This window comes from Salegentibacter sp. UBA1130 (assembly GCF_002311535.1).
In the GTDB taxonomy this organism is placed as follows: Bacteria; Bacteroidota; Bacteroidia; order Flavobacteriales; family Flavobacteriaceae; genus Salegentibacter; species Salegentibacter agarivorans.
Window position 1 is genome coordinate 1 of the sequence record NZ_DCAP01000011.1, and the last position, 11,524, is coordinate 11,524.

Genomic DNA, 11,524 nt, shown 5'->3' on the forward strand with positions numbered 1-11,524 from the left:
ATGGAGTTCTCGAAAATGATTCCGATCCTGAAGATGATGCATTAACCGCAGTTTTAGTTGATGATGTTCAGAACGGAACTTTGAATTTTGAAAATGATGGTTCTTTCACTTATACACCAAACACCGATTTTTCAGATGAAGATACTTTTACCTATTATGCTACAGATGGTGAGGAAAATTCTGATCCTGCTACCGTAACTATAACGGTGAATGAAGTAGTTCCGGTAAACAGAATACCAAATGCTTTAGCTGAATCTTACACAATAAATCAAGGGGAAGTACTCAATATATCTGCACCGGGTGTTTTGGAAAATGACAGTGATCCTGATGGAGATAACCTTACCGCAGATTTAAGAAGACCTGCGGCAAATGGTGATTTCAATTTCGCTTCCAATGGTTCGTTTACCTACGAACCAGACCCAGGTTTTACGGGAGTAGATGATTTTATTTACGTAGCCTATGATGGCGAAGATTTTTCGGGTGAGGTAAGAGTTACAATTACTGTGAATCAGGTAAATTCTGCTCCTATTGCCGAAGATGATACTTACGAAGTAGATCAGGACGAAATTTTAAATATTCCTGCGCCTGGCGTTTTAGGAAATGATGAGGATGAAGACGAAGATAATTTAAATGCAAATCTGGAAGAAGGTGCGCAAAATGGAACGGTGACTTTAAATTCTGATGGTTCGTTTGAATATGAGCCAGAGGATGCATTTTCGGGTCAGGATAGTTTTACTTATCGCGCAAATGATGGGGAATTAGATTCTAATATTGCTACAGTTACTATAACCGTAAACGCCCCAGACCCTAACGCACCCGAAATAGAATGTGTAACTCACGAGCTTTTCCTGGACCAAGATGGGCAGGTCACTTTAAATCCTGAAGATATTTTGGATGGCGAGCGGGGAAACCTGGAACTAAGTGTAGATATAGAAAATTTTGATTGTTCCAATCTTGGCGAAAACACCGTGATTTTAACCGCTACAGATCCTGATACAGGCTTAAGCGATACTTGTGTTACTGAAGTAATGATTTCTGATGATATTTTACCTGTAGCAAATTGTGTAGCACCGGGAAGGGAATTTAGATTGCAAAATGGGAGTGTTACAATTTCGCCATCGGCTATAGATTTAAATTCCGAAGATAACTGTGAAATCACCAGGACGCTTTCCGAAGATACTTTTACAATTCCCGGAACAAAAAATATTATTTTGTATGTAGAAGATGCTGCGGGAAATACCGACCAATGTACCACTACCATAGAAATTCTCCCAGAAGATACAGATCGTGTTTACCGCTGTATCGAAGAAGCAGAAATCCCCAATATTACGCTGGATGAAGATTGTGAGCTTAATATACCCAGTTATACCTTCTTCGTTCAAGCCCAAAATTTTAACCCGGCAATGACGCAAACTTACGAAAAGCTAACCGAGGATACTTATTTAATAACTGTAGAAATCAGGGAGTTTGGTTCAGCTGAATTTGTGGGAGAATGTGAATTTTTGGTAAATGTTGTAGATTTAATTCCGCCAGGCATTTCCTGCCCTAACGATCAGATAGAAAGCTTTGATCCCGATACCGGTTTTGAGGTACCCAATTACGAAAATATGGCCGGGATTTCAGATAATTGTGGTGAAGTAAGTTTCCGCCAGGAACCCGCTGCCGGGGAGATAATTTATAATAACACTACGGTAAATCTTTTTGTAGAAGATGAAGGCGGCCTGGAAGCCAGTTGTAGTTTTGAGCTGGAATTAACCGAAGCCGATGTTTTAAATATTTCCTGCCTAATAGATAAAAATGTAAACCCAGACGATAATTGCAGTTTCTGGCTACCAGATTATACCTCCAATGCCGATGTTAATTTTCCCGGTGCCGATATAACACAAACCCCACCGGTAGGCACCATACTTACTGAAAGTACCCAAATTAAACTCACCGCCAGCCTTAACGGCGAAACAGACGAGTGCTATTTTATGGTAAACCTGGTAGATGATCAGGACCCGGTTGCAAATTGTGTTTCCGGTTATGTGGTTAATTTAAACAATAATGGTACTGCAAGCATAACTCCAGAAGACCTGGGCAATAACTCTACCGATAACTGCGGAATTGTTTCCATGGCTTTAAGTCAGGTAGATTTCACCACCGCCGATATTGGCGACGTGCCGGTAACTTTAACCGTTCGGGACGATGCTGGAAATATAGATTCCTGTGAGACCACGGTAGAAGTACGGGGCGAAGCTTCAGGAGAATTTGAATGCCGTGAAAATATTGAAGTTTTTCTTGATGAAAACGGCGAGGCCAATCTCAATATTCAGGAGCTCTACACCGGCAACGCCAGCGGACTTAATTTAGAAGCAAGTCGGTTAAATTTTACTTGCGAAGATTTAGGTGCGGCATTTATTCAGTTAGATTATTCTGGCGATGAAACAGGTAGTTGTACCATAAACGTAGATGTTCGCGATGAACTTCCACCAGAGATCAATACAAACCTGGTAGAACTCACATTAGACATTGAAGGTTTCGCCTACCTGGAAGAAAGCGATATTTCAGCCGAAGATAGTTGCAGCGAAGAACTAATTTACCGTTTTAGCAAGACGGTTTTCACCTGTAAGGATGTGGGCATGAATTCGGTAAACGTTGAGGTAGAAGATATTAACGGAAACAGGAGTGATAAAAATATACAGGTAAGAATTAGCGGCGAAGGCTGTGATCTTCCCGAACCGGGGGAGAACGAATATTTATTTCTCTACCCAAACCCCAACAACGGTATTTTCACCATTGCCACTCCCGAGGGAATGTTTATTGAGCAGGTGCGGGTTTTTGATTCCCGTGGGCGTTACATTATGCAGCAGGATTATAACGCCAATGCCCGCTTCTACAGAATGACTATCCAGGGCGTGGAAGAATCGGTCTACACCTTGCAGATCTTCACCAACGAAGGCGTAATAGTAAAACGCGCGATAATTAAGAGATAGTTTTTTAGTATACAGTGTTTCAGTGGACAGTATCCCAGTGAGCAGTTGGCAGTGGGTTTGTTGTTTGAGGTTTAGGATTTGTAGTTCCCGTCACTTCGAGTTTCCGACGGAGAAGGAAGTTGATTAGAAAACCTATTAAACGTCATCCTGAACTTGTTTCAGGATCTAAGTTGTGGTTGATTTAGAGTTTGATACGAGTTCAAAAAGATAAACTTTCATCAGGAAATTTTCTTTAAGAAAGATTCGTAAGAAACTCTTTTTCCTTTATCCAACTCTTCAATTCCCTGCCTGATCTCGTTCTGTTCATTTTCGTTTAACTCCTCCCAGAAATCCGGATTTTCTTTTTGAACCAAATCAGTCACCTTCTGGATGAATTCTGAATTTTCATTCTTCAAAATTGTTTTAAGTAATTTGAGCTTAGTGGTTTGAATATCCATTCTAATTTAATTCTAAAAACAGATTCACTAAAAATATAATCTAATATTGATTAACGGCATTTCACTTCCTCACCACATCTGGCACCATAAACTCATAATCGCCATTATTGCGAATCACGTCCCGAACCACAGTAGAGGAAATATGACTTTTTCCGGAAGAGGTGATAAAAAACAAGGTGTCTATCCTGCTCATTTTGTAATTGGTTTGCCCAATGGCTTTTTCAAATTCAAGGTCCTGTGCGTTGCGTAATCCGCGTAGGAGGAAAGCAGCGTTTTGTTCCTTACAGAAATCAACGGTAAGTCCTTTGTAAGTAGTTACGTTTATTTTGGGTTCATCTTTAAACGTTTCTTTTAAAAAATGAAGTCGTTCTTCCAGCGAGAACATATATTTTTTATCGGAATTCGTACCAATAGCCAAAATAATCTCATCGAATAACGGGAGTGCTCTTTCAATGATATCGGTGTGGCCTAAAGTAATAGGATCAAAAGACCCCGGAAATACTGCTTTTTTCATAAATCAAATTTAGTCTTTCCCCTGCAGACGGGAAACTTTTTTGTCTTTCCCGTCCCGATATATATCGGGATAAATTCCAACAGGAAACCATTAAACTCAATTTCGTCTTTCCCGTGAAAACGGAAATCTAATTTAGTCATTTTTAGATGAATTTATTCCAGTTCTTCCGTCACTTCGGGTTTTTTGATGGGAGGAGGAAGTATGACAAGTGGAAATTAACAAGCAATGTCATCGCGAGCGAGGAACGAGCGTGGCGATCTTTTGTTAGAAGTTAAAACCTCTCAGGAAAATAGTACTATCCCAAAACAGTTACCACGTCTTACTATCATTTTTCATTTTTTGCTCGCCCAAAAAACGAAACAAAAAAAGGCGTCCTATGTGGAGGTGTTTTTTGGCAGTGCCTTCCTCTCCCTTCAGTCGTCGGAGGCAGAATAAATCGCAAATCAGCAGCTAAATTTTCTCCAGGGCTTCAAAAATTTTTAACGCTGCTGATTTTCTACACTCACACACGGAGTGTATGTCTCGCTACGCTCGAAAGGTCATATTTTAAGTTAGATAATTTTTTCTGAGAGCTTGTACAAACAGACCTCACCTCGATTTTCCGACGTAGGAGGAAGTATGAGAAGTGGAAATTACCAGGGAACGTCATCGCGAGCGAGGCACGAGCGTGGCGATCTTTTCAAAAAGCTCTCCTCCTTCCTAAGGAGGAGTACCCAAAGGAGGAGGTGGTTTGTTGTTTGGAACTACTCGTTACTTCGAGTTCCCAACGCGAGGAGGAAGTATCGAGAAGTGTATTTTGTTACTGAAGCTTTTCTCCATACAGTTTTTTAAAGCTACCACCTTAAAAGTGTTTTAAGCGTCATCCTCAACTTGTTTCAGGATCTAAGTTGTTGGTGATTAAAACATGTTAGAAGCTGAAACAAGTTCAGCTGGACGAAATAAAAAAATCGCAAAATCACGAACAAAGTAGGCCATATTTTTTCTCCAATGAGATTCCCCCTTCGGTGCTTGTCCCGAATTTACATCGGGAAGCTAGGGGGCTTTCAAAGCCGTTTCAATCGCACTTCCGTAGAGATCGGTTAGAGTGATTCCAGCGGCCTCGGCTTGTTGAGGTAAAATACTCGCCTGACTTAAACCGGGAGTAGTATTCATTTCAATAAAATGAGGCTCGCCATTATGAAAAATAAATTCCGATCGGGTAAAGCCTCGCATTTTGAGTTTTTTATAAATCAGTTTAGCGATTTCCTGCACCTGTTTGGTTTTTTCTTTAGAAATATTCGCCGGGGTGATTTCCTGCGATTTTCCTAAATATTTAGCCTCGTAATCAAAGAATTCATTTTCAGAAATAATCTCGGTCACCGGCAGGGCTTTTACTTTCCCTTTATAAGTGATCACCCCAACAGAAACCTCGGTGCCATCCAGGAAAGATTCAATAATCACTTCATCATCTTCTTTAAAGGCAGTTTTTGTAGCGGGAACTAATTCTTCTTCGGTTTTAACCTTGGTAATTCCAAAACTACTGCCGGCACGATTGGCCTTAACAAAACAAGGCAACCCGACCTTCGCAATAATTTCTTCCGCATTCACTTTGTCCTCCTTATTCAGAAAATAATTAACTGCAGTTTTTATTCCGTAAGGTTTTAAAACGCTTATCAGGTCGCGTTTATTGAAGGTTAAAGCTGCCTGATAATACCCACAGGTAGTTTGTGGGATTCCCACCAATTCCAGATAAGCTTGCAAGAGTCCGTTTTCTCCCGGTGTACCATGAATAGTATTAAAAACGCAATCGAAGGAAATTGTTTTTCCGGCAATTTTTACGGTAAAATCGTTTTTGTTAATCGGGTAGGGAGTATCATCATCGGCCACCACAAACCATTCTTTTTGCAAGATATGCACGCGGTATGGTTCGTACAAATCGCGGTTAAGATGTTTATACACCATATTTCCACTATTGATGGAAATTCTATATTCACTGGAAAAGCCGCCCATGGCGATGGCAATTTTTTTCTTCATTTCTCCGTTATCAGTTGTCAGTTATCTGTTTTCGGTTAACAGTTTTTCAGCTATTTGGCCTGGTTAGAATACTCTCTGAGGACTCAAAACCCAGTACCGATAACTGTGAGAACAAATCTACAAACAATCTGTCACCAAAAGCAGGGGTTTTATATCTTTGCTGCTTAGAAACAAATGTATGGGATTCTTTAAATTTATTTTCAGCAAAACCTTTTTAATTCAATTGGTGATTGCTGCCATTGTAATTGTGGTACTCGCTTTTTTAGCTCTTAGATGGTTGGATTATTCTACCAACCAGGATCAACGAATTGCAGTGCCAGACCTCTCTAAACAGTCTTTAGATGTGGTAGACGATCAACTGGCTGAACTCGATTTAAGGTATGAAATCCTGGATTCGGCAAATTTTAATCCCGATTTTCCGCGATATTCTGTAATAGAACAAGTACCGGAACCGGGACAATTTGTAAAGGAAAACAGAAAGATTTACCTTACATTGAATCCGTCTGGTTACCGAAAAATAATGATCCCCGATTTGATTAGGAGAACCCGTCGCCAGGCCGAACCTACCTTGCGATCTTTAGGTTTTGAAATTGGTGACGTAAGTTATAAACCCGATATTGCCGAAGACGCGGTATTGGAATTAAGACATAAAGGTAAAAAACTGGAACCGGGAGATGAGTTGATGAAAACTTCTAAAATTGATCTTGTATTGGGCGATGGCTCGGGAAGATATAGAATGGAAGGTGAAGAAGAGCAGGATAGTATAACTTCTGAAGAGGAGGAAATAGAATTTTAATGAAGGAAGACGAGCAACACGAAATAGAGGAACAGGACGAAACTTTATACGAACATCATAAATTTGAGGCCGGTCCCGGCCAGAGTCCGTTGCGGGTAGATAAATTCTTAATGAATTTTATTGAAAATGCCACGCGGAATAAAATTCAGAAAGCCGCCAAAACCGGAAACATCTACGTTAACGAAGAAAAGGTTAAGCAAAATTATAAAGTAAAAGCCGGTGATGTGGTGCAGGTAATGTTTGAGCATCCGCCGTACGAGTTTTTGCTTACTCCAGAGAATATTCCGTTAGATATTGTTTATGAAGACGATACCTTGCTTGTGGTAAATAAACCGGCAGGAATGGTAGTACATCCCGGTCACGGAAATTACAGTGGCACGCTTATAAATGCACTGATTTACCATTTTGAAAATCTGCCGAATAACTCCAGCGACCGGCCAGGTTTGGTGCACAGAATTGATAAAGATACCAGCGGACTTTTAGTTATCGCCAAGACTGAGGAAGCAATGGCGCACCTCTCCAAACAGTTTTTTGATAAAACCAGCGAACGCGAATACGTGGCCCTGGTTTGGGGAAATGTTGAAGAAGATGAGGGCAGGGTAGAAGGCAATATTGGTCGTCATCCTAAAAACCGTTTACAAAACACGGTTTATGAAGGTGATGAAGCCGAAAAAGGAAAACCCGCAGTAACCCATTATAAAGTTTTAGAGCGCTTTGGTTATGTAACTTTGGTTTCCTGCAAGCTCGAAACCGGAAGAACGCACCAAATTAGGGTGCATATGAAACACATTGAGCATACACTGTTTAACGACGAGCGCTATGGTGGTGAAAAGATTTTAAAAGGAACTACTTTTAGTAAATACAAGCAATTTGTAGATAACTGTTTTAAGATTTTGCCCCGCCAGGCACTACACGCCAAAACCCTTGGGTTTATCCACCCAAAAACCGGCGAAGCAATGAGTTTCAATACAGAAATCCCTGAAGATATCCAGGCTTGTATTGAAAAATGGCGTAACTACGCCAAAAACCAGAAAGAGGTTTTGTAAGGTTTTTTCGTTAGCTTTATAAGAAAGCTTGTTGAAATGGAAAACATACACCTAAAAGTTAGTACTAGAGAAGCCTATAAAGACTTAATGGAGTTTTTGGAAAAGTTCGATAAAAATGAACTCGAAATTATCCCTGATTCAGATTTTGAAAAGCAAAAAGCAAATCTTCAAAAGGAGCTGGAAGCAATTGAAGAAGGGAATTCCGATTTAATGGATCTCGAAGAATATGACAGCTATTTGGAAAAGGTTATAAGTGAATATGAAGATTAAATTATCTTCAAAATTCAGGACTAAACTTGAACGTCAGGTAAGATATATTGCAAAAGATAAACCCGCAGCGGCTAGAAAATTTAAAACCGACTTATTGTCTGAAATTCGAAAAATTTCAGATTACCCATACTTTTTTCGTCCATCAATTTATTTTGAAAATGAAAATATCCGGGAAATGATTTTCAAAGGATATGTAATCATTTTCAGGATAGATTCTGAAAATAAAATGATTCTGGTTTTCGCTCTTTTAAAACACGAAGATTTCTCTCAATAAATTGTTTTAAAAACAACCCAAAAGTTCCTCCCCTTTATTTTTAAGGGGAGGTGGCCGCAGGCCGGAGGGGTTCCTGTTCAAATATATTTCTCAATTTTAAAAACTACTGCTTTCTAGCTCTTTCCGGTAGGTTTTATAAGCAACTCGTTTACATTCACACTATCGGGTTGGGTAGTGGCGTAAAGAACCGCATCGGCAATATTTTGGGGAGCTAATTTAGGTTCGCCGTTGCCATAATCCTTGTCTTCCAGTAATTCTTCATCGCTAATGTCTTCCCTAAGCCGTGTTTCTACAGTTCCCGGTTCAATAGAAGTTACCCGAATATTAAAGTCGGGAGAAAGTTCCATTCGCATGGCGCGGGAAAGTTCTATCACTGCAGCCTTAGAAGCACCATATACAGCGCCGCCTTCAAAAATCTCTTTTCCATCTACCGAGGCTATATTAATTATATGTCCGCTTTTTTGCTTTTTCATTGTTGGAAGCGCAGCGTGGATACAACGTAGCGTTCCTTTTACATTTACTTCAATAGTTTGTAGCCAGTCTTCTAGCTTGCGGTTTTTAAGGTAGGTAAGGGGCATCACTCCTGCCGAATTTACCAGAATATCTATCTTTCCAAATCTATCGTATATTTTCTCAAAAGCTTCAGTCACACTTTTATCGCTGGTAACGTCCATTTCCACTTCAAAACTATCGCTAAGGCCTTTTACTATATCTTTCAATTTATCCAGGCTACGGCTGGCTAAAGCTACTTTACAGCCTTTCTTAGAAAGTTCTTCGGCAATAGATTTTCCAATTCCGCTACTTGCGCCGGTTACTACGGCTACTTTATTATTCAAATTCATGTTGTTTGTTTATTGGTTGGTTTGCAAGTTGGGAGGAATTAGAAGTTTAAGGCGTTAAAGAAGTTTGAAATAACAGGAATTTAACGAGTAAGATCTTTAATTAGGGATCCAGGATTAAGGGTTCCCCCATCACCCCGAACTTGTTTCGGGGTCTAAGTAATTTTAATTCCATCAGATTATCGGGGGTTCTAATAGGTATAGATTAATCATCATTCTAGCTCCTGAAATATCCCGAAGCTTAGGGACATCATATCGTGAGATCGTCACCCTGAGCTTGTCTCAGGGTCTAGGTTGTTTCTTAAATCTGCAAAAGAATTAAATATATAAACGCTAATCTCAATTCAACGAACAATTTACATTCGTCATCATTTTCCACGCGCAGTTAAATTTTGGTAGTTTTTTAGCCGAATTCAGTTTTTTCTTAAATCTTATTTTTATGAATTTCCCTCCAGAAGTCTTGTATTGGTAATTCGCCGAATTAAGCAAACGCCCGTTATAATCTATAATAATTCCTCCGGTATTTCGCCAAAGAAAACTACCGCTAAAGGCTTTAACAAGCTTGGGATGTTTACGGGAACCTTCCATTTTTTGAGTTTTTTGGAAGTATAAGATAAGGAAAAGTTGTGTTAAAATTAAGTTTAAGTAGAAATTAATTGATTTCCAGAGTGTTTCAAATCCTTAATATTTCTTTTTTGAAATGCGATTCCCGGTAATTTGGCGTTGTGCGGCAGACTTAAACCTGGAGATCTCCATATCCCTTAATTTTGCGTGTTTGGTCTTTCTACCCTGTACCCTGGCGCGCCATTTTCTCCAGTTGCGCGGGTGCATTTGCTCTTGCATAAACTTAATCACCTCTTTTTCGGTAAGTCCAAACTGGTATTCAATAGCTTCAAATGGCGTACGGTCTTCCCAGGCCATAGCAATTACCCGGTCTTGCTGGCGCTCATCTAATTCAAACTTTTCAGCGATGCTCATTTTTACTCGATAAGTGAGGTTTTAAAATTCATTCCGGGTTCTCCTCGAAATCAATTTTTTTAAGCCTTGCCGGCCTACCCCGAAATTGCTTATTTCAAATTTAAGAAAATAGAAGACTTTGAAAGCTTGAACATTGGTGAAGGTTTTGTAAAAAAGAAAGCAATTTTATAGAAATCAATAAATTGAAGCAGAATAAAAATTATTTGGGCGTTTCCCTGGCGGGTCGGGCTTTACGCTACAATCTTTTTGCTCGATAATCGAGATTTAATGATTTATGGTTTGTCTTGAAATTGAAGTTTTTTTAAATATTTCAGGTTCTTGCTCTGGGGTAGTTTGCTCGTTTCTCCCAAAAAGGATTTCCACTGCAATCCCTAACGCAAAAAAAATGTTGATTATGAATTTATAATATGAAAACTTCCCTATTATGCCATTTTAAAGCTTCCGGTGATGGAAACCAATTTTCATTTTCTGGTAATAAAATTTGCTTTCCTTCAAAAGCTGACAGTGGGAAGCTTGAGTTTTCATCCTCTATTGTTGGTGAAATTCTAACTAAGAAATCTGAATTAATTGTTACTAGACCACGATCGAAGGCCCGATGAAGTGTTGGTGATAATGCAATACCATTCGTGACTGTATCATCATTCGAAATACTGAAAGGATAAATATGGCAGGCATCTACCATTTGTACATTTTGAGTAGAATTTATTTTTAAACCCGAAATACAACAGGTGTAATCGTAAATTTTGGGTATAGTTTTTTTAAACATTCCACCTCGCACGAAAATTTCTTCTTCAAAATCGCTCTGCTCCAAAGTTTCCCTTAATTCGGCAATATGATTCTGATAATATTCTTTGGGCTCATTTAGTATCTCGTTTTTAATTTTATTTTCTTCATAATAATTGTCTTGTCTCAAGTAATTATTTCTGAAATCAGGAAAAAAAGCTTCAATTAAAAGCTGCTCGAACCACAATTGGTTTTCTGGAAGCTGAAGTAAGAAAAATAAATCCTTATCTATCTCAGCAAAGGCAATTGATTCATTTAAATTATTAAAGCTTTTGATACTTTTAGAACTTGTGGTTACGATATCTTTTCCCGGTTTAGGAACTAGATGCCAGAATGGCTCTGATCTCATATGAAAAAATGGTAAAGAGAAATTTCGAGAATGACCAGTTTGTACAAGTTCTTCCCAATTTTGCTTAAAAGCTAGAATAATTTCGGAGATAATAAATATTCTGTTTGATTTAATCACTCCTTTAGCAATTAGCTGAATTATGGCGAGAAGAAGAATTGGTTTATGAGGAGCTCTACCTAGATTTTCGCTGAAACCACGGTTTAGTTTTTTAAAATAGTTCGAATATTTATAAATAATTTCTTCAGACATA

The 11,524-nt window shown here is 39.0% G+C and carries 12 protein-coding genes; 5 read left to right on the forward strand and 7 right to left on the reverse strand.

Annotation, left to right across the window (positions count from 1 at the left end):
• Positions 1–2,975: Ig-like domain-containing protein (locus tag B4F31_RS03640; RefSeq protein ID WP_286760649.1), on the forward strand; the 2,975-nt coding region annotated here is incomplete at its 5' end.
• A gap of 218 nt (positions 2,976–3,193) precedes the next feature.
• Here B4F31_RS03640 and B4F31_RS03645 read toward each other — a convergent pair.
• From B4F31_RS03645 to B4F31_RS03655, 3 genes are all read right to left on the reverse strand, one after another.
• On the reverse strand, positions 3,194–3,412 hold the full coding sequence (locus B4F31_RS03645; RefSeq protein ID WP_286760650.1) for a hypothetical protein: 219 nt from the start codon (positions 3,410–3,412) through the stop codon (positions 3,194–3,196).
• 61 nt (positions 3,413–3,473) lie between these two features.
• Positions 3,474–3,926 carry a pantetheine-phosphate adenylyltransferase gene (coaD, locus tag B4F31_RS03650; protein WP_286760651.1) on the reverse strand — a complete coding sequence of 151 codons (453 nt, stop codon included), beginning with the start codon at positions 3,924–3,926 and terminating at the stop codon, positions 3,474–3,476.
• Positions 3,927–4,958: 1,032 nt separating this feature from the next.
• Positions 4,959–5,939, reverse strand: coding sequence for a D-alanine--D-alanine ligase (locus B4F31_RS03655; protein ID WP_286760652.1), 981 nt, complete (start codon positions 5,937–5,939; stop codon positions 4,959–4,961).
• A gap of 178 nt (positions 5,940–6,117) precedes the next feature.
• Here B4F31_RS03655 and B4F31_RS03660 point away from each other — a divergent pair, with 178 nt between their 5' ends.
• The 4 genes from B4F31_RS03660 to B4F31_RS03675 are packed head-to-tail and all read left to right on the forward strand — an operon-like array spanning position 6,118 to position 8,325.
• The gene (locus B4F31_RS03660; RefSeq protein ID WP_075327534.1) at positions 6,118–6,735 is read left to right on the forward strand and encodes a PASTA domain-containing protein; all 618 of its coding nucleotides are present in this window, start codon (positions 6,118–6,120) and stop codon (positions 6,733–6,735) included.
• A complete protein-coding gene (locus B4F31_RS03665) occupies positions 6,735–7,781 on the forward strand; it encodes an RluA family pseudouridine synthase (protein ID WP_286760653.1) in 1,047 nt (348 codons plus the stop codon). The genes B4F31_RS03660 and B4F31_RS03665 overlap by 1 nt, the downstream gene beginning before the upstream one ends.
• A gap of 36 nt (positions 7,782–7,817) precedes the next feature.
• A complete protein-coding gene (locus B4F31_RS03670) occupies positions 7,818–8,051 on the forward strand; it encodes a hypothetical protein (RefSeq protein ID WP_093303672.1) in 234 nt (77 codons plus the stop codon).
• Entirely contained in the window at positions 8,041–8,325 is a 285-nt protein-coding gene (locus tag B4F31_RS03675) for a type II toxin-antitoxin system RelE/ParE family toxin (protein WP_286760654.1), read from the forward strand. Before B4F31_RS03670 ends, B4F31_RS03675 begins: the two co-directional genes overlap by 11 nt.
• 113 nt (positions 8,326–8,438) lie before the next feature.
• Here the strand turns inward: B4F31_RS03675 and B4F31_RS03680 are convergent, their stop codons facing one another.
• The 4 genes from B4F31_RS03680 to B4F31_RS03695 form a co-directional block, all read right to left on the reverse strand.
• On the reverse strand, positions 8,439–9,167 hold the full coding sequence (locus tag B4F31_RS03680; protein WP_286760655.1) for an SDR family oxidoreductase: 729 nt from the start codon (positions 9,165–9,167) through the stop codon (positions 8,439–8,441).
• A 336-nt stretch (positions 9,168–9,503) separates the two neighbouring features.
• Entirely contained in the window at positions 9,504–9,752 is a 249-nt protein-coding gene (locus B4F31_RS03685; protein ID WP_075327529.1) for a hypothetical protein, read from the reverse strand.
• Positions 9,753–9,845: 93 nt separating this feature from the next.
• Positions 9,846–10,142: a TIGR03643 family protein gene (locus tag B4F31_RS03690; RefSeq protein ID WP_093303666.1), complete on the reverse strand. Its 297-nt coding sequence runs from the start codon at positions 10,140–10,142 to the stop codon at positions 9,846–9,848.
• Between the two features lie 400 nt (positions 10,143–10,542).
• Entirely contained in the window at positions 10,543–11,523 is a 981-nt protein-coding gene (locus tag B4F31_RS03695) for an HNH endonuclease (RefSeq protein WP_075327527.1), read from the reverse strand.
• Position 11,524 lies beyond the last annotated feature (1 nt).

Coding starts and splice junctions, on each gene's coding strand:
- B4F31_RS03645 (WP_286760650.1), bottom strand. CDS start 3,412: ATGGATATTCAAACCACTAAGCTCAAATTACTTAAAACAATTTTGAAG.
- coaD (WP_286760651.1), bottom strand. CDS start 3,926: ATGAAAAAAGCAGTATTTCCGGGGTCTTTTGATCCTATTACTTTAGGC.
- B4F31_RS03655 (WP_286760652.1), bottom strand. CDS start 5,939: ATGAAGAAAAAAATTGCCATCGCCATGGGCGGCTTTTCCAGTGAATAT.
- B4F31_RS03660 (WP_075327534.1), top strand. CDS start 6,118: ATGGGATTCTTTAAATTTATTTTCAGCAAAACCTTTTTAATTCAATTG.
- B4F31_RS03665 (WP_286760653.1), top strand. CDS start 6,735: ATGAAGGAAGACGAGCAACACGAAATAGAGGAACAGGACGAAACTTTA.
- B4F31_RS03670 (WP_093303672.1), top strand. CDS start 7,818: ATGGAAAACATACACCTAAAAGTTAGTACTAGAGAAGCCTATAAAGAC.
- B4F31_RS03675 (WP_286760654.1), top strand. CDS start 8,041: ATGAAGATTAAATTATCTTCAAAATTCAGGACTAAACTTGAACGTCAG.
- B4F31_RS03680 (WP_286760655.1), bottom strand. CDS start 9,167: ATGAATTTGAATAATAAAGTAGCCGTAGTAACCGGCGCAAGTAGCGGA.
- B4F31_RS03685 (WP_075327529.1), bottom strand. CDS start 9,752: ATGGAAGGTTCCCGTAAACATCCCAAGCTTGTTAAAGCCTTTAGCGGT.
- B4F31_RS03690 (WP_093303666.1), bottom strand. CDS start 10,142: ATGAGCATCGCTGAAAAGTTTGAATTAGATGAGCGCCAGCAAGACCGG.
- B4F31_RS03695 (WP_075327527.1), bottom strand. CDS start 11,523: ATGTCTGAAGAAATTATTTATAAATATTCGAACTATTTTAAAAAACTA.